Below are 22,485 nucleotides of genomic sequence, written 5' to 3'. Positions count from 1 at the left end.
AAAAAATCCGGGTAGTGACAAAGAAATTCGGTGGAGCGGTAGTTCAGTTGGTTAGAATACCTGCCTGTCACGCAGGGGGTCGCGGGTTCGAGTCCCGTCCGTTCCGCCACTTATTAGAAAATTAAGCCTGCTACCTTAGCAGGCTTAATGATAAGAAATATAGGGGCGTAGCTCAGTTGGTAGAGCACCGGTCTCCAAAACCGGGTGTCGCGAGTTCGAGTCTCTCCGCCCCTGCCAGAAACAATCCTTAGCATTTTTGCTAAGGATTTTTTTTATCTGAAAATGACGCCACCTTCATACTGTTTATTTCCTGTTTCCGGCATCCTTGCCAGCGTCCATTTTAATCATCCAGAATATTCGTTTTCAGCAGATCGCAGATAAGCGTATGTTTATCGCTATTTTGTAGCCAGACCGCATACAACGGACGTGAAAGTGTCGTGCTGTCAGAAACTATATGGAGATCGCTTTTTGTTTTCGCCCAACACACGGGAAGCCAACTAAACCCCTTCAGTACAGGAAGTTGCTGTCTTGCTAGCTCAGCAGAACTGGTGGTTAGCACTGGTACTTCGTCGCCGGCAACTAATCCCGCTTCGTGTTGTTGAAAATCAGGTCCCCACTCCAGACGCAGATAATTCAGTTCATCTTTTGTTTGTGATGGAGCGCTGCAATAGAGCGCCAGCGTGAAATACCCCAGTAGTTGACTGCTAAATTCGTCCATTTTTGGGGATTCAGTAGTAATCAGCAGATCAAGCTGTCGTTCATGGAGTTGCTTTACTAGCGACTGGCGCTGCGCGATCCTGGCTTCAAACTGCAGGCTGGTTTGCGGCACCTGCGACTGATATAAACGACCCAGCCAGCCATTGAGCATGCATTCCCAAAGGGAAGCGCTGGCACCGATAGAGAACTCATTATGGCGTGAGGTATTTGCGACCTCCTTACGTGCTGCTTGCCACGTATTCATCAGCGTTTCAGCATATGGCAATAATTTTTCACCCGCAGCGGTTAAACGGATATTGTTTCTGTGTCGGGTGAAGAGGTTCACACCCAGTTGATTTTCCAGTTGTCTGATGCGAAAACTGACCGCCGATTGGGTCAAATAGAGCGCTTCAGCTGCCCGGCCAAAGTGGCGCGTTCGGCTAACTTCCAGGAAAGTCTTTAACAATTCCGTATCCACAACTCACTCCATAAAATTATTTGTCGTTATGATTTAAATCTTTTGTTTGACGCTCTGTCAAGCGTAACTAATACTCCGCGCCATAAATAGCTCGGCCAAAGAATTAGGAGCGTGCAGGATGGCGGAAAGCTTTACGACGACTAATCGATATTTCGACAATAAATATTACCCCCGCGGATTCTCTCGTCATGGTGATTTCACCATTAAAGAGGCACAGCTGCTTGAGCGTCACGGTTATGCCTTTAATGAGCTGGATCTGGGCAAGCGTGAGCCGGTAACTGAAGAAGAGAAGTTGTTTGTGGCGGTATGCCGTGGTGAACGTGAGCCGGTTACCGAAGCGGAACGTGTGTGGTCTAAATACATGACGCGTATTAAGCGTCCAAAACGTTTCCACACGCTGTCTGGCGGCAAACCTCAGGTAGAAGGTGCGGAAGATTACACCGAGTCAGAGGATTAATAAAAAAAGGGCGAAAGCCCTTTTTTTATGCCAGTAGTTTCTGTAAATGGATTAACAACCTGTCTATTGCCCGATAGCCAACGGCTTCCTGTAAATGTTGACGGGTGATCTGGTCACATTGCTCAATATCTGCAATTGTGCGAGCGACCTTTATCAAGCGCAGCCATGCGCGGATGGACAATCCAAGATGTGCTAACGTTTCCTCCAGCCAGCGTGCGTCATCCCTGTGTAAGACGCAGAATTGATGTATATCCTGGCTGCCCAGATGCGCATTTAACTTATTTTGCCGCTGATACTGGCGCTCACGCGCGGCCATAACCCGTTTCTTCACCGTCTCACTGTCTTCTCCCTTTGCTGCTCGCTGACTGAGTATACCGGGCGGTGGAAGGGGTATTTCGAGGGACAAATCGAAGCGGTCGAGAAAAGGGCCAGATAAGCGATTGAGGTAACGTAGCGTTTGCTCTGGGGTACAACGGTTGTGGTTTCCCTGATAGTGCCCTGTTGGGCTTGGATTCATTGCTGCTATCAATTGAAAGCGTGCCGGGTAGGTTATTTTTGCCCGGGTGCGTGATAAATGAATCTGTCCGGATTCAATAGGCTCACGCAGGGCATCCAGCGTACGGCGTTCAAACTCGGGCAATTCATCCAGAAATAATATGCCGTTATGTGCCAGAGAAATCTCGCCCGGTGCCGGTATCGATCCTCCTCCTACCATTGCGGTTAAGGACGCGCTGTGATGGGGTGAGCGAAAGGGGCGTTGCTTCCACTGTTTTTGTATGGTGTCGGAATTGACCAGACTGAGAATTGCCGCGCTTTCCAGAGCCTCATCATTGCTTAACGGTGGTAACAATCCGCGAAGGCGACTGGCAAGCATCGTTTTTCCCGTACCCGGCGGGCCGATGAGCAAGAGATTGTGGCCGCCTGCAGCGGTAATCTCCAGCCCTCGCTTGCCCTGTTCCTGGCCGATGACGTCACTGAGGTCATCAGATGAGCCTGAAGGTGGAATCTCTACGCAAACAGGCCTTTCTAATTCATGCTTACCTTCGAGAAATGCGCACACGGCTTGCAGGTGATCGGCAATCAGGCAGCCCTCGCCGTGTATTAGCCCCACTTCTGCAGCGTTCTCTTTTGCGACAATAATTCGCCTACCTGCGCGAATTGCTTCAGTTGCGCTGGATATTGCTCCGGGAACGCCACGTAGAGCACCTGTAAGCGCTAGTTCACCGACTAACTCATAAGTATCGAGATTATGTGTTGTAAGCTGCTCTGACGCAGCCAGAAGCGCAATGGCGATAGGTAAATCATATCTCCCTCCTTCTTTAGGCAGATCTGCCGGGGCAAGGTTGATGGTTATCTTCTTGGCCGGAAATTCATACCCGCTATTAATAATCGCACTGCGAACTCGATCTCGAGCCTCTTTCACGGTGGTTTCGGGTAGTCCAACCATGGTTAAACCGGGCAAGCCATTACTAATATGGACTTCAATAGTAATGGGTGGTGCATTGACGCCTAATGCGGCGCGCGTGTGGACTATCGACAGTGACATAACCCCTCCTGATGCAGGCATTATGTCTTAATAGATGGCGACGATATCTTGCTTGATTGATACTTTTAGATGCTGATTCATGTATTTTTATGCAAGGGTTAATATTTTACGTAACCTCTGGAACAACGCTCACAAGCGCCGCTCAAAGTGCCGCCTGCAAAGGGAAAACATGATCGTGTTGACTGAATAACGTGAAATATTTTCATTTTCTATTTTTTGTATAAAAAACAAGGTGATTTATAGAAACCGTTAACCGTGTCAGAAAAATGAATGCAGAAATATCTTGTGCCATAGTGAAACTCTATGGTAACTCTTTAGGTATTCCTTCGAACAAGATGCAAGAAAATACAAAAATGACAGCCCTTCTACGAGTGATTAGCCTGGTCGTGATTAGCGTGGTGGTGATTATTATCCCACCGTGCGGGGCTGCACTTGGACGAGGAAAGGCTTAGAAAACAAGCCTTAACGAACTAAGACCCCCGCACCGAAAGGTTCGGGGGTTTTTTTTGACCTTAAAAACTTAAACGAGGAGCAGAAAGTGAACACTAGCATAAAATTCTGTTTCTCAAGATTTACGGCGGGGATGTAACTATGAATGGGGCACAGTGGGTGGTACATGCGTTGCGTGCACAAGGGGTGAAAACCGTCTTTGGCTATCCCGGTGGCGCAATTATGCCGGTTTACGATGCGTTGTACGACGGCGGCGTAGAACACCTGTTGTGTCGACACGAGCAGGGGGCGGCGATGGCGGCGATTGGCTATGCCCGCTCAACCGGTAAAACCGGTGTCTGTATCGCGACTTCCGGTCCTGGTGCAACCAACCTGATCACCGGCCTGGCAGATGCGCTGTTAGATTCCGTTCCCGTTGTGGCGATCACTGGTCAAGTCTCTTCCCCGTTTATCGGCACCGATGCGTTCCAGGAAGTGGATGTACTCGGCATGTCGCTGTCATGTACCAAACATAGTTTCCTGGTGCAGTCGCTGGAAGAGCTGCCGCGTATCATGGCCGAGGCCTTCGACGTGGCGAACTCTGGTCGTCCGGGTCCGGTTCTGGTTGATATCCCGAAAGACATTCAGTTAGCCAGTGGTACGCTGGAGCCCTATTTCACCACCGTCGAAAACGCAGTTGCTTTCCCACATGCTGAGATTGAACAAGCCCGCAAGATGTTGGCGAAGGCACAGAAACCCGTGCTGTACGTAGGTGGTGGCGTAGGGATGGCGCAGGCGGTTCCAGCGCTGCGTGAGTTTATCGCCGCAACGCATGTGCCGGTGGTTTGTACGTTGAAAGGCCTTGGCGCTGTGGATGCAGATTACCCGTACTATCTGGGTATGCTGGGCATGCATGGCACCAAAGCGGCAAACTTTGCGGTGCAGGAGTGCGATTTGCTGATCGCTGTCGGTGCACGTTTTGATGACCGGGTGACCGGCAAGCTGAACACCTTTGCCCCCAATGCCAGCGTGATCCACATGGATATCGATCCGGCCGAGATGAATAAATTGCGTCAGGTACACGTTGCGCTGCAAGGCGACTTGAATATGCTGTTACCCGCATTACAACAACCGCTGGCCATCAACGAATGGTGCCAGTATGCCGCTGACATGCGCGCAGAACATGCCTGGCGCTACGATCATCCGGGGGAGGCTATTTACGCTCCGCTGTTGTTAAAACAGCTGTCCGAAAGGAAACATAAGGATAGCGTGGTGACGACGGATGTTGGTCAGCATCAGATGTGGTCAGCACAACACATGACCTACACTCGCCCGGAGAACTTCATCACCTCCAGCGGCCTGGGGACGATGGGCTTTGGTTTACCTGCAGCAGTGGGGGCGCAGGTGGCCCGTCCGAATGATACGGTCATCTGTATCTCCGGTGACGGCTCTTTCATGATGAATGTGCAGGAGCTGGGCACCGTAAAACGCAAGCAGTTGCCGCTGAAGATCGTCTTACTCGACAACCAACGGTTAGGCATGGTGCGACAATGGCAGCAGCTGTTTTTCCAGGAACGCTATAGCGAAACTACCCTGACCGATAATCCCGATTTCCTCATGTTAGCCAGTGCCTTCGGCATCCCAGGCCAACACATCACCCGTAAAGACCAGGTTGAAGCAGCGCTCGACACCATGCTGAACAGTAAGGGGCCATACCTGCTTCATGTCTCAATCGACGAACTTGAGAATGTCTGGCCTCTGGTACCTCCTGGTGCCAGTAACTCAGAAATGCTGGAGAAATCATCATGATGCAACATCAGGTCGCCGTTGAGGCTCGTTTCAATCCGGAAACGTTAGAACGTGTTTTGCGCGTGGTACGCCATCGTGGTTTTCAGGTGTGCTCCATGAATATGAACGCAGCCAGCGATGCGCAGAATATAAATATTGAATTGACCGTTGCCAGCCCACGGTCGGTCGACTTACTGTTTAGTCAGTTAAGTAAACTGGTCGATGTTGCACATGTTGCTATCTGCCAGAGCACAACCACATCACAACAAATTCGCGCCTGAGCGCAAAAGGAAGAGAAATGACGACGAAAAAAGCTGATTTCATTTGGTCTAATGGCGAGATGATTCGTTGGGAAGACGCGAAGGTTCATGTGATGTCCCATGCGCTGCACTACGGTACATCCGTATTTGAAGGTATCCGTTGCTACGATTCTCACAAAGGGCCGGTGGTGTTCCGTCATCGCGAACACATGCAGCGTCTGCGTGATTCAGCCAAGATTTATCGTTTTCCGGTTTCTCAGAGCGTTGATGAGTTGATGGAAGCTTGCCGTGCGGTGATCCGTAAAAACAACCTGACCAGTGCGTACATCCGCCCGCTGGTGTTTGTTGGCGATGTCGGCATGGGCGTTAACCCACCGGCGGGATACACCACGGATGTGATCATCGCTGCGTTCCCGTGGGGTGCTTACCTGGGTGCTGATGCCCTGGATCAGGGGATCGACGCGATGGTTTCTTCCTGGAACCGTGTCGCACCCAACACCATTCCTACCGCCGCCAAGGCGGGTGGTAACTACCTGTCTTCACTGCTGGTGGGTAGCGAAGCGCGTCGTCATGGTTATCAGGAAGGTATTGCGCTGGATGTGAACGGCTACATCTCCGAAGGCGCGGGTGAAAACCTGTTTGAAGTTAAAGACGGCATTCTGTTTACTCCACCGTTTACCTCTTCCGCGCTGCCGGGCATCACACGTGATGCGATTATCAAACTGGCGAAAGACCTCGATATCGAAGTGCGTGAACAGGTGCTGTCTCGCGAGTCGTTGTATCTGGCCGATGAAGTGTTCATGTCCGGTACGGCGGCAGAAATTACCCCGGTGCGCAGCGTTGACGGTATCCAGGTGGGTGAAGGCCGTTGTGGCCCGGTCACTAAGCGCATTCAGCAGGCCTTCTTTGGCCTCTTCACCGGTGAAACGGAAGATAAATACGGCTGGTTGGATCAGGTTAATCACTAAGTATAAATTTGGGACGGCACGCACCGTCCCATTTAAATAGTCAGACGGGAGTAAATAAAGCATGCCTAAGTATCGTTCCGCCACAACAACACATGGCCGCAATATGGCGGGAGCCCGCGCGCTGTGGCGCGCCACCGGGATGACTGACGATGACTTCGGTAAGCCGATTATCGCCGTCGTAAACTCGTTTACCCAGTTCGTGCCGGGCCACGTGCATCTGCGCGATCTCGGTAAGCTGGTTGCCGAACAAATTGAAGCTTCCGGCGGCGTAGCCAAAGAGTTTAATACTATCGCCGTGGATGACGGTATCGCCATGGGCCACGGGGGCATGCTGTATTCACTGCCGTCGCGCGAGCTGATTGCTGATTCGGTCGAGTACATGGTTAACGCCCACTGTGCCGATGCGATGGTCTGCATCTCTAACTGCGACAAAATCACCCCGGGAATGTTAATGGCTTCCCTGCGCCTGAACATCCCGGTGATCTTTGTGTCCGGTGGCCCGATGGAAGCCGGTAAAACCAAACTCTCCGATCAGATAATCAAACTCGATCTGGTGGATGCGATGATTCAGGGCGCGGACCCGAAAGTCTCTGATTCGCAAAGCGATCAGATTGAGCGCTCCGCCTGTCCGACCTGTGGTTCCTGTTCGGGGATGTTCACCGCTAACTCGATGAACTGCCTGACTGAAGCGCTGGGCCTGTCGCAGCCGGGTAACGGTTCGCTGCTGGCCACCCACGCCGATCGTAAACAGCTGTTCCTCAATGCGGGTTCACGTATCGTTGAGCTGACCAAACGCTATTACGAACAGAATGATGATTCTGCGCTGCCGCGCAATATTGCCAACAAGGCGGCGTTTGAAAATGCCATGACCCTGGATATCGCCATGGGGGGTTCCACAAATACCGTTCTGCACCTGCTGGCGGCTGCACAGGAAGCTGAAATCGACTTCACCATGAGTGATATCGACAAGCTGTCCCGCAAAGTGCCACAGCTGTGTAAAGTCGCGCCGAGCACCCAGAAATATCATATGGAAGATGTCCACCGCGCGGGCGGCGTACTGGGGATTTTAGGTGAGCTGGATCGCGCCGAATTACTGAACCGCGACGTGAAAAACGTGCTGGGGCTGACCCTGCCACAAACTCTGGATCGCTATGATGTCATGCTGACCCAAGATGAGGCGGTGAAAAACATGTTCCGCGCCGGCCCGGCGGGCATTCGTACCACCCAGGCGTTTTCGCAAGATTGCCGCTGGGACACGCTGGATGACGATCGCGCTGAAGGCTGTATCCGCTCGCTGGAACACGCTTACAGCAAAGACGGCGGTCTGGCGGTGCTGTACGGTAACTTTGCAGAAAACGGCTGTATCGTGAAAACCGCAGGCGTGGATGACAGCATCCTGAAGTTCACCGGCCCGGCGAAAGTCTTTGAGAGTCAGGACGATGCCGTTGAAGCCATCCTCGGTGGCAAAGTGGTTGCTGGTGATGTGGTGGTGATTCGCTACGAAGGACCGAAAGGTGGACCGGGGATGCAGGAAATGCTCTACCCAACCACATTCCTGAAATCAATGGGTCTCGGCAAAGCCTGCGCCCTTATTACCGACGGTCGTTTCTCCGGCGGGACATCAGGTCTGTCTATCGGTCACGTTTCTCCGGAAGCGGCGAGCGGCGGCAACATTGCGATTATCGAAGACGGCGACATGATTGCGATTGATATCCCGAATCGTGGCATTCAGCTGTTGTTGAGCGATGCGGAGATCGCAGCCCGTCGTGAAGCGCAGGATGCTCGCGGTGATAAAGCCTGGACGCCAAAAGATCGCCAGCGTCAGGTCTCCTTTGCACTGCGCGCCTACGCCAGTCTGGCAACCAGCGCCGACAAAGGCGCGGTGCGCGATAAATCGAAGCTAGGGGGGTAATGGCCATGGCGGATTCACAACCTCTATCCGGCGCTCCTGAGGGTGCCGAGTATCTCAGGGCGGTACTGCGTGCGCCGGTCTATGAAGCGGTGCAGGTAACGCCGCTACAGAAAATGGAAAAACTCTCTTCGCGCCTTGATAACGTGGTCCTGGTGAAGCGCGAAGACCGTCAACCCGTTCACAGTTTCAAGCTGCGCGGGGCCTACGCGATGATGGCAGGCCTGACTGAAGCGCAAAAAGCGCAGGGCGTGATCACCGCGTCGGCAGGAAACCATGCTCAGGGCGTGGCCTTCTCCTCTGCGCGCCTTGGGGTGAAGGCGCTGATCGTCATGCCAACGGCTACCGCGGATATCAAAGTCGATGCCGTTCGCAGTTTCGGTGGCGAAGTGCTGCTGCACGGTGCCAATTTTGATGAAGCGAAAGCCAAAGCGATTGAACTGGCACAGCAACAAGGTTTCACTTGGGTTCCGCCATTCGATCACCCGATGGTGATTGCCGGGCAGGGCACACTGGCGCTTGAGCTGCTGCAGCAGGATGCGCATCTCGATCGGATATTTGTTCCGGTTGGCGGCGGCGGTCTGGCGGCGGGTGTGGCGGTGCTGATTAAACAGCTGATGCCACAAATCAAAGTTATTGCCGTGGAAGCCGAAGACTCAGCCTGCCTGAAGGCGGCACTGGATGCGGGCCACCCGGTCGATCTGCCGCGCGTAGGCCTGTTTGCTGAAGGCGTGGCGGTGAAACGCATCGGTGATGAAACCTTCCGCCTGTGTCAGGAATACCTCGACGACATTATCACCGTTGATAGCGATGCAATCTGCGCGGCGATGAAAGACTTGTTCGAAGACGTGCGTGCGGTGGCGGAGCCGTCTGGCGCACTGGCGCTGGCGGGGATGAAAAAATACATCGCCCAGCACAATATTCGTGGTGAACGTCTGGCGCACGTGCTGTCCGGTGCCAACGTCAATTTCCACGGCCTGCGCTATGTGTCTGAACGCTGCGAGCTGGGTGAACAACGTGAAGCGCTGCTGGCGGTGACAATCCCGGAAGAAAAGGGGAGTTTCCTGAAATTCTGCCAGCTGTTGGGTGGACGTTCGGTGACCGAATTTAACTACCGGTTTGCCGATGCGAAAGATGCCTGCATTTTTGTCGGCGTACGCCTGAGCCGCGGTCTGGAAGAGCGCAAAGAAATCCTCCAGTTGCTTAGCGACGGCGGTTACAGCGTGGTGGATCTGTCCGATGATGAAATGGCCAAGCTACACGTGCGCTATATGGTCGGTGGACGCCCCTCGAAACCGCTACAGGAACGTCTGTACAGTTTTGAGTTTCCGGAGTCTCCGGGAGCGCTGCTGAAATTCCTGCATACCTTAGGGACCCACTGGAATATTTCGTTGTTCCATTACCGCAGCCACGGTACCGACTACGGTCGTGTGCTGGCGGCGTTTGAACTGGGCGATCATGAACCGGATTTTGAAACGCGGATCAACGAACTGGGCTACGATTGCCACGATGAGAGTCATAACCCGGCATTCAGATTCTTTCTGGCGGGGTAGTCCGGTTAAGGCGCTTGCGCCACTATCCGGCAACTAGTGGTTTGGTAATATCTTCCAGAATGCCTCAATCAGCGGCTCATGCAGCCGCTTTTTTTGTGCGCAAACGCCCAGCTCAAACGGTGTTTTCTCGTCGCTACGTTCTAAAATCATCACTCGGTTGCGCACCGGTTCAGGGCTATTTTCCAGCACCACTTCCGGCAGCAACGCCACACCGCAGCCCAGTGCCACCATCGACACCATCGCCTCATGGCCGCCAACGGTGGCGTAAATCGACGGATTGCTGATTTTATGGCGGCGGAACCACAGCTCAATGCGGCGGCGTACCGGGCCCTGGTCGGCCATGATAAACGGCACCGTCGACCAGTCGGGGTCATCAACGGAAACCTGATTGCGCACCGGGCAGGGTAACGCCGGGGCGATCAGCACCACCGCCAGATTTTCCAGCATGGAAAATGCCACCGCGCCCGGCAGCGTTTCGGGCTTCCCGGCGATGGCCAGGTCCGCTTCTCCCGTCACCACTTTTTCCATAGCATCGGCAGCATCGCCGGTGGTGAGCTTAATCTCCACCGACGGGTGTTCGGCGCGAAAGCGATCAAGAATTGGCGGCAGATGGCTATATGCGGCGGTCACCGAACAGAAAATATGCAGCTCGCCTGACAGCGACGGCCCTTGTTGATCGAGGGTGTGACGTAACTGCTGATACTGCAACAGCGTCTGTTGGGCAAAGACGCGCAGCTCTTCGCCCGCTTCGGTGAGGGTAACCGTACGGTTATCACGCACAAATAACGGCTGACCGAGGTCTTCTTCCAGTCGCTGGATCTGGCGTGAAAGCGTCGAGGGGCTGACGTGCATCGCCCGCGCGCTGCGGCCAAAATGGCGGCTTTCCGCCAGATGCAGGAAGGTTTTTAGATCGCGTAAATCCACGGCTCGCACTCCACGATTTTACATTGCATAAATTGCAACGTGACGTTGTGAATATATCAATTTCCGCAATAAATTTCCTGTTGTAATGTGGGTTCATTCTCGCTGAGACGCGAACCGAATAATAAGCACAACAACACAACATCACGGAGTACACCATCATGGCTAACTACTTTAATACACTGAACCTGCGCCAGCAGCTGGCACAGCTGGGCAAATGTCGCTTTATGGGCCGCGACGAATTCGCCGACGGCGCGAGCTACCTTCAGGGTAAAAAAGTGGTCATCGTCGGCTGTGGCGCTCAGGGTCTGAACCAGGGCCTGAACATGCGTGACTCCGGTCTGGATATTTCTTACGCCTTGCGTAAAGAAGCGATTGCCGAGAAGCGCGCTTCCTGGCGTAAAGCGACCGAAAACGGTTTTAAAGTCGGTACCTACGAAGAGCTGATCCCGCAGGCGGATCTGGTAGTGAACCTGACGCCAGACAAGCAGCACTCCGACGTTGTGCGTTCCGTACAGCCGCTGATGAAAGACGGTGTGGCGTTGGGTTACTCCCACGGCTTCAACATCGTGGAAGTAGGCGAACAGATCCGTAAAGACATCACCGTGGTGATGGTAGCGCCGAAGTGCCCGGGTACCGAAGTGCGTGAAGAGTACAAACGTGGTTTCGGCGTACCGACCCTGATTGCGGTTCACCCGGAAAACGATCCGAAAGGCGAAGGCATGGCGATTGCTAAAGCCTGGGCTGCGGCAACCGGTGGTCACCGTGCGGGCGTACTGGAGTCCTCTTTCGTCGCGGAAGTGAAATCTGATCTGATGGGCGAGCAGACTATCCTGTGCGGTATGTTACAGGCAGGTTCTCTGCTGTGCTTCGACAAGCTGGTGGAGGAAGGTACCGACCCGGCATACGCGGAAAAACTGATTCAGTTCGGCTGGGAAACCATCACCGAAGCGCTGAAGCAGGGCGGCATCACCCTGATGATGGACCGTTTGTCTAACCCGGCTAAGCTGCGCGCTTACGCGTTGTCCGAACAGTTAAAAGAGATCATGGCGCCGCTGTTCCAGAAACACATGGACGACATCATCTCCGGTGAATTTTCCTCCGGTATGATGGCTGACTGGGCTAACGACGATAAGAAACTGCTGACCTGGCGTGAAGAGACCGGTAAAACCGCGTTCGAAACCGCTGCACAGTTCGACGGTAAAATCGGCGAGCAGGAGTACTTCGATAAAGGCGTTCTGATGATCGCGATGGTGAAAGCGGGTGTTGAGCTGGCGTTTGAAACCATGGTGGATTCCGGCATCATCGAAGAGTCTGCTTACTACGAATCACTGCACGAACTGCCGCTGATCGCGAACACCATCGCCCGTAAGCGTCTGTATGAAATGAACGTGGTGATCTCCGATACCGCTGAGTACGGTAACTACCTGTTCTCTTATGCTTGCGTACCGCTGCTGAAAGAGTTCATGACTACGCTGCAAACTGGCGACCTGGGCAAAGCGATTGCTGAAGGTGCGGTCGACAACGCGCAACTGCGCGATGTGAACGATGCGATTCGTGGTCACGCAATCGAGAAAGTGGGCCAGAAACTGCGCGGATATATGACCGATATGAAGCGTATCGCCGTCGCGGGCTAATTCCTCGTAGAAGAATGTCATATTTATAGAATTTAGTAGGCCTGATAAGCGAAGTGCCATCAGGCAAAAAAGCCCGGAGGTTTATACTCCGGGCTTTCTATTAGTTACGGTACAGCACCTTAATGATGTGGTAACCGAACTGGGTGTGCAGCGGGCCTGTTGGCTCCAGCACCGGGCAGGAGAAGACCACTTTATCAAATGCCGGAACCATCTGGCCCTGACGGAACTCACCCAGGTGACCGCCTTTCTTACCTGACGGGCAGGTAGAGTGTTTCTTCGCCAGCTTCTCGAAGTCGGCACCATTTTTAATTTGCTCCAGAAGATCCAGAGCCAGTTTCTCTTCTTTAACAAGGATATGCAGTGCTGCTGCTGTTTTTGCCATGATCGTGCCTTGAGTGGGGTGGTTGAGGCTGGCTATACTACCATGCTCTAAATTTCCCCTCCCGACTTTCATTGAGTGATCTTTATGCGTTTAAATCCCGGACAACAACAAGCCGTCGAATTCGTCACCGGACCCTGCCTGGTGCTGGCGGGTGCAGGTTCCGGCAAAACTCGCGTGATCACCAACAAAATTGCACACCTGATCCGCGTTTGCGGCTATCAGGCGCGGCATATTGCGGCAGTGACCTTTACCAACAAGGCCGCGCGCGAGATGAAAGAGCGTGTGGCGCAGACGCTGGGCCGTAAAGAGGCGCGTGGGCTGATGATCTCCACCTTCCATACCCTGGGGCTGGACATTATCAAGCGTGAATACGCAGCGCTGGGCATGAAGTCGAACTTTTCATTGTTCGATGACACCGACCAGGTAGCGTTGCTGAAGGAGTTGACCGAAGGGCTCATCGAAGACGATAAGCTAATTCTCCAACAGCTGATCTCGACGATCTCCAACTGGAAGAACGATCTGATGACGCCGGTACAGGCGGCAGCCAGCGCTAAAGGCGAGCGCGATCGTATTTTTGCCCACTGTTACGGGCTGTACGATGCGCACATGAAGGCCTGTAACGTGCTGGATTTTGACGATCTGATTTTGCTGCCTACGCTGCTGCTCCAGCGCAATGAAGAGGTCCGTGAACGCTGGCAGAACAAGATTCGTTATCTGCTGGTGGATGAATATCAGGATACCAACACCAGCCAGTACGAGCTGGTAAAACTGCTGGTGGGTAGCCGTGCGCGCTTTACCGTGGTGGGCGATGACGACCAGTCTATCTATTCCTGGCGTGGTGCACGTCCGCAAAACCTGGTGCTGCTGAGCAAAGATTTCCCGGCGTTGCAGGTGGTTAAGCTGGAACAGAACTACCGTTCTTCCGGACGTATTTTGAAAGCGGCCAACATCCTCATTGCCAACAACCCACATGTTTTTGAAAAACGACTTTTTTCCGAGCTGGGTTACGGTGTCGAACTTAAGGTATTAAGCGCCAAAAACGAAGAACATGAAGCAGAGCGCGTGACCGGCGAACTGATTGCCCACCACTTTGTTAACAAGACGCAGTATAAAGATTACGCGATTCTGTACCGCGGTAATCATCAGTCGCGGGTGTTCGAAAAATTCCTGATGCAGAACCGCATCCCGTACAAAATTTCTGGCGGCACGTCGTTTTTCTCCCGTCCGGAGATTAAAGATCTGCTGGCCTATCTGCGGGTACTGAGTAACCCGGATGATGACAGCGCATTTCTGCGTATTGTGAATACGCCAAAACGTGAAATTGGTCCAGCGACGCTGCAAAAACTGGGCGAGTGGGCGATGACGCGTAATAAAAGCCTGTTCACCGCCAGCTTTGATATGGGGCTTAGCCAGACGCTAACCGGGCGCGGCTATGAGTCGCTGACCCGCTTTACACAGTGGTTGGGTGAAATTCAGCGCCTGGCCGAGCGTGACCCGATTGCGGCTGTGCGCGATCTGATCCACGGCATTGACTACGAATCGTGGCTCTATGAAACCTCACCCAGCCCGAAAGCTGCCGAAATGCGTATGAAAAACGTCAATACACTCTTCAGTTGGATGACGGAAATGCTGGAAGGTAGTGATATTGATGAACCGATGACGCTGACCCAGGTTGTTACCCGCTTTACCCTGCGCGACATGATGGAACGTGGCGAGAGTGAAGAAGAGTTGGATCAGGTACAACTCATGACGTTACATGCCTCTAAAGGGCTGGAGTTCCCGTACGTGTTTATGGTGGGCATGGAAGAAGGCTTTTTGCCACATCAGAGCAGCATTGATGAAGATAACATCGATGAAGAACGTCGTCTGGCCTATGTTGGCATCACTCGCGCGCAGAAAGAACTGATTTTTACACTGTGTAAAGAGCGTCGTCAGTACGGTGAACTGGTGCGCCCGGAGCCGAGTCGTTTTCTGCTGGAATTACCGCAGGACGATATTATCTGGGAGCAGGAGCGAAAAGTGGTCAGCGCTGAGGAGCGGATGCAGAAAGGGCAAGCCAGCATCGCGAATATTCGGGCAATGATGGCGAAAGCAAAAGAGAAGTAGGTTTTTGTCGGCCGGATAAGCGTAGGCTATCCGGCAATACTTGAGGGTTAGTGCACTTCTAAAGGCCAATGGACATAGCTTTGCCACTGGCTTTCCTGATCGATAAGCTCTTTACCGAGCGGATGATGCACCAGCCAGCCTTCAGGCAGCGTTATCGTAAGATGTTCATTCTTTGCTTCGAGATGAATTTCCGGTACTAAATCGTCCCGGCGACGGCTGGCAAAAATGATCGCCAGACGGAGCAAACGGCAAAGATGTTCCGCGATACGCGGCGGCACCGCGTTTTGCTGGTGGAGCGAAGAGAGATCGACCGGGTTGGTTTGGTTGAGTAACAGCGTGGCTAACAGTTTTTTCTGTGCGGGGGTAAATCCCGGAAGATCGAGATTACGCACCAGATAGGCCGCATGCTGTGGCGCTTGCTTAAAATCGACGCTGAGTCCAATTTCATGCAACTGACAGGCACTAATCAGTAGTTCGCGGCTGATAGCTTCCAAATGCCACTTTTTCTCTACCTGATCGAGGAACTTAGTTGCCAGGTTAGCGACACGATGCGCCTGATCGGTATCGACCATAAATCGACGCTGAATATTGCGCAACGTACGGCTACGAATATCCTGGTCCACGGCCAGATGCAGCATGCCATAGACCAGACCTTCACGTAATGCGCCGCCAGCAAGGGTCATACACTGGATATTGAGCTCAGTGAAAATGGCGATCAGGATTGCCAGCCCGCTGGGGAACACCAGCGCACGTTCCAGCGTTAACCCTTCGATTTCCAGCTCTTCAAGACGTCCGCAATGAATGGCGCGCTGCTTTAACTGCTGAAGTTTTGCCAGCGTAATGCGCTCGTCCATGCCCTGCGCCATCATGATTTCCTGCAGAGCCTGTACGGTGCCAGAAGCCCCGACACACACTTTCCAGCCGTGAAAACGTAGATTGTCAGCGACAGGACGTAACACTTCACGCGCCGCCTTCTCTGCCTCGTCAAAGTTTTCCTGCGCCAGATTTCGATCGGTAAAGTACCGTTCGAGCCACGTGACGCAGCCCATCGACAGGCTAAACAAAGAGGTGGTTTGTGCACCTGAGCCGGTGACCAGTTCGGTACTGGCTCCGCCGATATCGACGACCAGACGCTGATCGGCACCCCCGGTGGTGTGGGCAACTCCCTGATAAATCAGCCGGGCTTCTTCTTCACCGCTAATAACCTGAACGGCACAGCCGAGGATCTCTTGCGCTTTAGCAATAAAAATGTCGGCATTGGTGGCGATACGCAGTGTTGCCGTGGCAACCACGCGAATTTGTGGCTGAGGAATATCCTGCAGGCGCTCTGCAAACAGGCGTAGACACTGCCAACCGCGCTCCATGGCTTCAGCAGAGAGCGCATTATCACTATTCAGGCCAGCGGCCAGACGCACTTTGCGTTTAATCCGCGTGAGCGTCTGGATGCTTCCCGCTACCTCGCGTACAACCAGCATATGAAAACTATTGGAGCCGAGATCGATTGCTGCATACAACGAGGTAGAATTCATACACTTCATCCTTCAACCTGTATCTGTGTTGGCTGCGTTTTCTCACCGCCTTGATACAGGCTGAATGATTTTGTGTATGGCATAACGTTTCTTAACCTGAACGACGACGATTACGCGGAACACCACCGGTGCGGCGTGGGCCATTGCCAGGGCGCGTTCGCGTCAGGCGAAGCGGCTTCGGCAAATCGGTCATCAGTGCATCCGGGTTATACTTGCTGACCGGAATCGAATGGCCGATATAGGTCTCGATGGCAGGTAAATTCAACGCGTACTCTTCACAGGCCAGGCTGATGGAGTGTCCGCTTGCGCCTGCACGACCGGTACGACCAATACGGTGTACGTAGTCTTCGCAGTCATCCGGCAGGTCATAGTTAAATACATGCGTAACAGCCGGAATATGCAGACCACGCGCGGCAACGTCGGTTGCAACCAGAATGTCGAGATCGCCACGGGTGAACTCTTCCAGAATACGCAGACGTTTTTTCTGTGCCACGTCACCGGTCAGCAGACCGACGCGATGGCCGTCAGCGGCAAGGCTGCCCCAAATATCTTCGCAACGGTGCTTGGTGTTTGCAAAAACAATGGCGCGATCTGGCCACTCTTCTTCGATCAACGTTTGCAGTAAACGCATTTTCTCTTCGTTTGAAGGATAGAAGAGCTCTTCTTTGATACGGTGGCCCGTCTTCTGTTCCGGCTCGACTTCTACGTACTCGGCGTTGTTCATTTGTTCGAACGCCAGTTCGCGAACGCGGTAAGAGAGGGTCGCGGAAAACAGCATATTCAGACGCTGGTTGGTTGGCGGCATCCGACGGAACAGCCAGCGGATATCTTTAATAAAGCCCAGATCGTACATGCGATCGGCTTCATCCAGTACCACCACCTGAATCGCGCCCAGGTTGATGTGATTCTGTTTTGCGTAGTCAATGAGACGGCCCGTGGTGCCGATAAGGATATCGACGCCGCTTTCCAGCACTTTCAGCTGTTTGTCGTAACCGTCGCCGCCATAAGCCAGGCCTAATTTCAGACCGGTAGTTTGCGCCAGTGGTTCCGCATCGGCATGGATCTGCACGGCTAACTCACGCGTTGGCGCCATAATTAGCGCGCGCGGCTGGTTCACCTTGCGATCGGCAATCGCGGGATGAGAGAGAAGATAATGAAACGTTGACGTCAGAAACGCCATCGTTTTCCCGGTTCCGGTTTGCGCCTGTCCTGCGACATCACGACCAGCCAGCGTTAGCGGGAGGGCCAGTGCCTGAATGGGCGTGCAATTATGAAACCCTTTATTTTCAAGGGCTTCAATCACCTTTGGGTGCAGTGCGAAGTCGGAAAACTTCTGTTCTGTTAAATGTGTTTTGCTCATAGTGTGGTAGAATATCAGCTTACTATTGCTTTACGAAAGCGTATACGGTGAAATAAAGTCAACCTTTAGTTGGTTAATGCTACACCAACACACCAGGCTTTTTCCTGTGGAGTTATTATGAGCGATAAAATTATTCACCTGACAGACGACAGTTTTGACACGGATGTACTCAAAGCGGACGGAGCTATCCTCGTTGATTTCTGGGCAGAGTGGTGCGGTCCGTGCAAAATGATCGCTCCAATTCTGGATGAAATCGCTGACGAGTATCAGGGTAAATTGACGGTTGCGAAACTGAACATTGACCAAAACCCAGGCACCGCACCGAAATATGGTATCCGCGGTATCCCGACCCTGTTGTTGTTTAAAAACGGCGAAGTTGCGGCGACAAAAGTCGGCGCACTGTCCAAAGGTCAGCTAAAAGAGTTCCTCGACGCTAACCTGGCGTAAGATGGAATTATCAAGTTCGGGCGACCTGATTCCTAAATTCTTCGGATGACTGGACGCCCGACTTGAGTCGTGCTAAGTTAGTGTTGACTTCGTATTAAACATACCTTATTAAGTTTGAATCTTGTTTATCCAATGCTTCCCGTTGTTTCTCGCGCGAGAAGTGGACAGATTCCTGGCTTGTCGCTCAATCCGTCTTGTCGTTTCAGTTCTGCGTACTTTCCTGTGACCAGACAGCGAACAGACATGAGTCGATGGCCGTAAACAGGCATGGATGACCCTGCCATACCATTCACAACATTAAGTTCGAGATTTACCCCAAGTTTAAGAACTCACACCATTATGAATCTTACCGAATTAAAGAATACGCCGGTTTCTGAGCTGATCACTCTCGGCGAAAATATGGGCCTGGAAAACCTGGCTCGTATGCGCAAGCAGGACATTATTTTTGCCATCCTGAAGCAGCACGCAAAGAGTGGCGAAGATATCTTTGGTGACGGTGTGCTGGAGATATTGCAGGATGGATTTGGTTTCCTTCGTTCTGGAGACAGTTCCTACCTCGCAGGCCCAGACGACATCTACGTATCCCCTAGCCAAATCCGCCGTTTCAACCTCCGCACTGGTGACACCATTTCCGGTAAGATTCGTCCTCCTAAAGAGGGTGAGCGTTACTTTGCATTGTTGAAAGTTAACGAAGTTAACTACGACAAGCCGGAAAACGCGCGTAATAAGATTCTGTTCGAGAACTTAACCCCGCTGCACGCAAACTCACGTCTGCGTATGGAACGTGGTAACGGTTCTACAGAAGACTTAACGGCTCGTGTTCTGGATCTGGCGTCTCCGATCGGTCGCGGCCAACGTGGTCTGATTGTGGCACCGCCGAAAGCCGGTAAAACCATGCTGCTGCAGAACATTGCACAGAGCATCGCGTACAACCACCCAGACTGCGTGTTGATGGTACTGCTGATCGACGAACGTCCGGAAGAAGTAACCGAGATGCAGCGTCTGGTTAAAGGTGAAGTGATTGCTTCCACCTTTGACGAACCCGCATCTCGCCACGTTCAGGTTGCGGAAATGGTTATCGAGAAAGCGAAACGTCTGGTTGAGCACAAGAAAGACGTTATCATCCTGCTTGATTCCATCACCCGTCTGGCGCGTGCCTACAACACTGTGGTACCGGCTTCCGGTAAAGTGTTGACTGGTGGTGTTGATGCCAACGCCCTGCACCGTCCGAAGCGTTTCTTCGGTGCGGCACGTAACGTGGAAGAGGGCGGCAGCCTGACCATCATTGCGACTGCGCTGGTCGATACCGGCTCTAAAATGGATGAAGTTATCTATGAAGAGTTTAAAGGTACCGGCAACATGGAACTGCACCTCTCGCGTAAGATTGCTGAAAAACGCGTCTTCCCGGCTATCGACTACAACCGTTCCGGTACCCGTAAAGAAGAGCTGCTCACCACTCAGGAAGAGCTGCAGAAAATGTGGATCCTGCGCAAAATCATTCATCCGATGGGTGAAATCGACGCGATGGAATTCCTCATTAACAAGCTGGCGATGACCAAGACCAACGACGACTTCTTCGATATGATGAAGCGCTCTTAAGTCGGGCATCCTCTGAAAACGCCACGTTTTACGTGGCGTTTTGCTTTTGTGCCTGTAATCTTAACGACACAATAACGATAATACGGTATTACTACCGTTTGGTTAAAAAAGATTCGTAACTTTTGTCTTGTGGTTGATAATTAAACAGAACCGCCTAATGTAACGTTGGGTTTCCCTTCTGAATAAAGGTCTTCATGGTTATACTTCCGCTAATAATTTTCTCTGAGAGCATGCATTGTGAATTTACTGACAGTCGGCACTGATCTCATCAGTATTTTTCTATTCACAACACTGTTTCTTTTTTTTGCGCGCAAGGTGGCAAAAAAGGTCGGTTTAGTGGATAAACCCAACTTCCGTAAACGTCATCAGGGACTGATTCCGTTAGTTGGGGGCATTTCGGTTTACGCCGGTATTTGCTTTACATTCATCATCGCCGATTATTACATCCCACACGCTTCTCTCTACCTCGCCTGTGCTGGGGTGCTGGTCTTTGTGGGTGCGCTGGACGACCGTTTTGATATCAGTGTAAAAATTCGCGCCACCATCCAGGCCGCGATTGGTATCATTATGATGGTTGTAGGCAAACTTTATCTTCTTAGTCTTGGGTATATTTTTGGCCCCTGGGAGATGGTACTTGGCCCGTTCGGCTATTTACTGACGCTCTTCGCCGTCTGGGCTGCAATTAATGCCTTCAATATGGTGGACGGTATCGACGGCCTGTTAGGTGGGTTGTCCTGCGTTTCCTTTGCCGCGATGGGCCTGATCCTCTGGTTTGACGGACAAACCAGCCTGGCCATCTGGTGCTTCGCGATGATCGCCGCCATTCTGCCTTATATTCTTCTGAATCTGGGTATTCTTGGGCGCCGGTATAAAGTTTTTATGGGTGATGCGGGCAGTACGCTGATTGGCTTCACTATCATTTGGATCCTGTTGGAAACTACGCAGGGTCAAACCCATCCTATTAGCCCGGTTACTGCGCTGTGGATTATCGCCATTCCTCTGATGGATATGGTGGCTATCATGTATCGTCGTTTGCGAAAAGGCATGAGTCCTTTTTCTGCGGATCGCCAGCACATTCATCATTTGGTGATGCGTGCCGGGTTTACTTCCCGACAGGCCTTTGTTCTGATTACGCTGGCAGCGGCAATTTTGGCATCTATCGGCGTACTGGCTGAATATTTTCGTTTAGTGCCAGAGTGGGTCATGCTGGTACTTTTTTTATTAGCATTCGGCCTCTACGGTTTCTGTATCAAGCGTGCCTGGAAAGTCGCGAGATTTATCAAGCGTGTGAAGCGTAGATTGCGACGAATTCGTAAAAGCAAACCAAACTTAACCAAGTAAATTGAGGATGCGATGACACAGCCATTACCGGGAGATCATGCCGTGAACACTGAGAATGAACTGGACATCCGTGGGTTGTTTCGGACCCTATGGGCTGGGAAGGTGTGGATTGTCGGTATGGCCCTCGTCTTTGCGCTTGCTGCTCTCGCCTATACGTTTTTTGCGCGTCAGGAGTGGAGTGCGACCGCCATTTCCGACCGGCCTACGGTGAATATGTTGGGGGGATATTACTCTCAGCAGCAGTTTTTACGTAACCTGGATATTAAGGCTAGCCTGGCACCTGCGGATCAGCCGTCGGTGATGGACGAAGCGTATAAAGAATTTGTCATGCAGGTTGCCTCGTGGGATACGCGCCGTGAGTTTTGGCAGCAGACCGATTACTTTAAGCAACGGATGGTCGGTAACAGTAAAGCCGATGCAGCATTGTTGGATGAGCTGATTAATAACATTCAGTTTATGCCTGGTGATGCACAGCGCAACACCAATGACAGTGTGAAGCTGATTGCGGAAACGGCGCCAGATGCTAACAACCTGCTGCGCCAGTATGTGGCATTTGCCAGCCAGCGTGCGGCACGCCATCTGAACGATGAGTTAAAAGGCGCGTGGGCTGCGCGCACGGTACAGATGAAAGCGCAGGTTAAACGCCAGGAAGAGGTGGCGAAATCACTCTTTTCTCGTCGCGCTCACAACATTGAACAAGCGCTCAAAATAGCCGAGCAACATAATATTTCTCGCACTTCAACCGATGTGCCTGCGGATGAATTACCGGACTCTGAGCTGTTTTTGCTCGGACGTCCTATGCTGCAGGCGCGACTCGAAAACTTGCAGGCCGTTGGTCCAGAGTTCGATCTGGATTATTTCCAAAACAGAGCCATGCTCAATACGCTGAACGTCGGTCCTACTCTGGACCCACGTTTTCAGACCTATCGTTATTTGCGGACGCCGGAAGAACCGGTAAAACGTGATAGCCCGCGCCGTGCCTTCCTGATGATTATGTGGGGCATTGTCGGAGCCATGATCGGTGCCGGTGTCGCGTTAACCCGTCGCCGCCCGATTTAGCAATACCGTTGCAGTGAGGG

General features: G+C 52.5%; 20 protein-coding genes and 2 tRNA genes. 16 read left to right on the top strand and 6 right to left on the bottom strand.

Going from position 1 to position 22,485, the window contains the following annotated elements:
* The first annotated feature begins 32 nt into the window (after positions 1-32).
* Both QNN86_RS22685 and QNN86_RS22680 read left to right on the top strand, forming a co-directional pair.
* Positions 33-109 (top strand) — tRNA-Asp (locus QNN86_RS22685).
* 52 nt (positions 110-161) lie between these two features.
* Positions 162-237, top strand: a tRNA-Trp gene (locus QNN86_RS22680).
* A 103-nt stretch (positions 238-340) separates the two neighbouring features.
* Here the strand turns inward: QNN86_RS22680 and hdfR are convergent.
* Positions 341-1,174 carry an HTH-type transcriptional regulator HdfR gene (gene hdfR / locus QNN86_RS22675; RefSeq protein WP_096758962.1) on the bottom strand — a complete coding sequence of 278 codons (834 nt, stop codon included), beginning with the start codon at positions 1,172-1,174 and terminating at the stop codon, positions 341-343.
* A 118-nt stretch (positions 1,175-1,292) separates the two neighbouring features.
* Between hdfR and maoP the strand changes: the two genes are divergently transcribed.
* A complete protein-coding gene (gene maoP, locus QNN86_RS22670) occupies positions 1,293-1,631 on the top strand; it encodes a macrodomain Ori organization protein MaoP (protein WP_096758961.1) in 339 nt (112 codons plus the stop codon).
* 25 nt (positions 1,632-1,656) lie between these two features.
* On the opposite strand, the gene QNN86_RS22665 is transcribed toward maoP, so the two are convergent.
* Positions 1,657-3,177 carry a YifB family Mg chelatase-like AAA ATPase gene (locus QNN86_RS22665; RefSeq protein WP_115259865.1) on the bottom strand — a complete coding sequence of 507 codons (1,521 nt, stop codon included), beginning with the start codon at positions 3,175-3,177 and terminating at the stop codon, positions 1,657-1,659.
* A gap of 353 nt (positions 3,178-3,530) precedes the next feature.
* Between QNN86_RS22665 and ilvL the strand changes: the two genes are divergently transcribed.
* The 6 genes from ilvL to ilvA all read left to right on the top strand — a co-directional run bounded on the left by ilvL (position 3,531) and on the right by ilvA (position 10,084).
* Positions 3,531-3,629, top strand: a complete 99-nt coding sequence (ilvL, locus tag QNN86_RS22660) for an ilv operon leader peptide (protein WP_001311244.1) — start codon at positions 3,531-3,533, stop codon at positions 3,627-3,629.
* Between the two features lie 139 nt (positions 3,630-3,768).
* Positions 3,769-5,415, top strand: a complete 1,647-nt coding sequence (gene ilvG / locus QNN86_RS22655) for an acetolactate synthase 2 catalytic subunit (RefSeq protein WP_279277463.1) — start codon at positions 3,769-3,771, stop codon at positions 5,413-5,415.
* The gene (gene ilvM, locus QNN86_RS22650; protein WP_096758958.1) at positions 5,412-5,675 is read left to right on the top strand and encodes an acetolactate synthase 2 small subunit; all 264 of its coding nucleotides are present in this window, start codon (positions 5,412-5,414) and stop codon (positions 5,673-5,675) included. Before ilvG ends, ilvM begins: the two co-directional genes overlap by 4 nt.
* 17 nt (positions 5,676-5,692) lie before the next feature.
* Positions 5,693-6,622 carry a branched-chain amino acid transaminase gene (locus QNN86_RS22645; RefSeq protein ID WP_096758957.1) on the top strand — a complete coding sequence of 310 codons (930 nt, stop codon included), beginning with the start codon at positions 5,693-5,695 and terminating at the stop codon, positions 6,620-6,622.
* Positions 6,623-6,683: 61 nt separating this feature from the next.
* The gene (ilvD, locus tag QNN86_RS22640) at positions 6,684-8,534 is read left to right on the top strand and encodes a dihydroxy-acid dehydratase (protein WP_182270678.1); all 1,851 of its coding nucleotides are present in this window, start codon (positions 6,684-6,686) and stop codon (positions 8,532-8,534) included.
* Positions 8,535-8,539: 5 nt separating this feature from the next.
* Positions 8,540-10,084 (top strand): threonine ammonia-lyase, biosynthetic, encoded by a 1,545-nt coding sequence (ilvA, locus tag QNN86_RS22635; RefSeq protein ID WP_414212364.1) that lies wholly within the window; start codon positions 8,540-8,542, stop codon positions 10,082-10,084.
* A gap of 33 nt (positions 10,085-10,117) precedes the next feature.
* Here the strand turns inward: ilvA and ilvY are convergent, their stop codons facing one another.
* On the bottom strand, positions 10,118-11,008 hold the full coding sequence (gene ilvY / locus QNN86_RS22630) for an HTH-type transcriptional activator IlvY (RefSeq protein WP_181618209.1): 891 nt from the start codon (positions 11,006-11,008) through the stop codon (positions 10,118-10,120).
* Positions 11,009-11,166: 158 nt separating this feature from the next.
* Here ilvY and ilvC point away from each other — a divergent pair, with 158 nt between their 5' ends.
* Positions 11,167-12,642, top strand: coding sequence for a ketol-acid reductoisomerase (gene ilvC / locus QNN86_RS22625; RefSeq protein ID WP_414212363.1), 1,476 nt, complete (start codon positions 11,167-11,169; stop codon positions 12,640-12,642).
* Between the two features lie 100 nt (positions 12,643-12,742).
* On the opposite strand, the gene ppiC is transcribed toward ilvC, so the two are convergent.
* On the bottom strand, positions 12,743-13,024 hold the full coding sequence (ppiC, locus tag QNN86_RS22620; RefSeq protein WP_015960967.1) for a peptidylprolyl isomerase PpiC: 282 nt from the start codon (positions 13,022-13,024) through the stop codon (positions 12,743-12,745).
* An 84-nt stretch (positions 13,025-13,108) separates the two neighbouring features.
* On the opposite strand from ppiC, the gene rep reads away from it, so the two are divergent.
* Positions 13,109-15,130: a DNA helicase Rep gene (gene rep, locus QNN86_RS22615; RefSeq protein WP_414212362.1), complete on the top strand. Its 2,022-nt coding sequence runs from the start codon at positions 13,109-13,111 to the stop codon at positions 15,128-15,130.
* 47 nt (positions 15,131-15,177) lie between these two features.
* Here rep and gppA read toward each other — a convergent pair whose 3' ends face one another.
* On the bottom strand, positions 15,178-16,659 hold the full coding sequence (gene gppA / locus QNN86_RS22610; protein WP_181618207.1) for a guanosine-5'-triphosphate,3'-diphosphate diphosphatase: 1,482 nt from the start codon (positions 16,657-16,659) through the stop codon (positions 15,178-15,180).
* A 91-nt stretch (positions 16,660-16,750) separates the two neighbouring features.
* The gene (gene rhlB, locus QNN86_RS22605) at positions 16,751-18,019 is read right to left on the bottom strand and encodes an ATP-dependent RNA helicase RhlB (protein ID WP_414212361.1); all 1,269 of its coding nucleotides are present in this window, start codon (positions 18,017-18,019) and stop codon (positions 16,751-16,753) included.
* A gap of 117 nt (positions 18,020-18,136) precedes the next feature.
* On the opposite strand from rhlB, the gene trxA reads away from it, so the two are divergent.
* The 5 genes from trxA (at position 18,137) to wzzE (ending at position 22,465) form a co-directional block, all read left to right on the top strand.
* Positions 18,137-18,466 (top strand): thioredoxin TrxA, encoded by a 330-nt coding sequence (gene trxA / locus QNN86_RS22600; RefSeq protein ID WP_001280776.1) that lies wholly within the window; start codon positions 18,137-18,139, stop codon positions 18,464-18,466.
* A 132-nt stretch (positions 18,467-18,598) separates the two neighbouring features.
* Positions 18,599-18,727 carry a rho operon leader peptide gene (locus tag QNN86_RS22595; protein ID WP_102191218.1) on the top strand — a complete coding sequence of 43 codons (129 nt, stop codon included), beginning with the start codon at positions 18,599-18,601 and terminating at the stop codon, positions 18,725-18,727.
* A gap of 78 nt (positions 18,728-18,805) precedes the next feature.
* Positions 18,806-20,065 carry a transcription termination factor Rho gene (gene rho / locus QNN86_RS22590; RefSeq protein ID WP_096758948.1) on the top strand — a complete coding sequence of 420 codons (1,260 nt, stop codon included), beginning with the start codon at positions 18,806-18,808 and terminating at the stop codon, positions 20,063-20,065.
* Between the two features lie 237 nt (positions 20,066-20,302).
* Positions 20,303-21,406, top strand: coding sequence for a UDP-N-acetylglucosamine--undecaprenyl-phosphate N-acetylglucosaminephosphotransferase (wecA, locus tag QNN86_RS22585; RefSeq protein WP_414212360.1), 1,104 nt, complete (start codon positions 20,303-20,305; stop codon positions 21,404-21,406).
* A 12-nt stretch (positions 21,407-21,418) separates the two neighbouring features.
* Entirely contained in the window at positions 21,419-22,465 is a 1,047-nt protein-coding gene (gene wzzE, locus QNN86_RS22580; RefSeq protein ID WP_279277459.1) for an ECA polysaccharide chain length modulation protein, read from the top strand.
* Positions 22,466-22,485: the final 20 nt, after the last annotated feature.

Source organism: Citrobacter sp. C348, assembly GCF_047467975.1.
Taxonomy (GTDB): domain Bacteria; phylum Pseudomonadota; class Gammaproteobacteria; order Enterobacterales; family Enterobacteriaceae; genus Citrobacter; species Citrobacter gillenii.
Note: the sequence above shows the minus strand (reverse complement) of the source record. Positions and strands in the feature narration are given on the sequence as shown.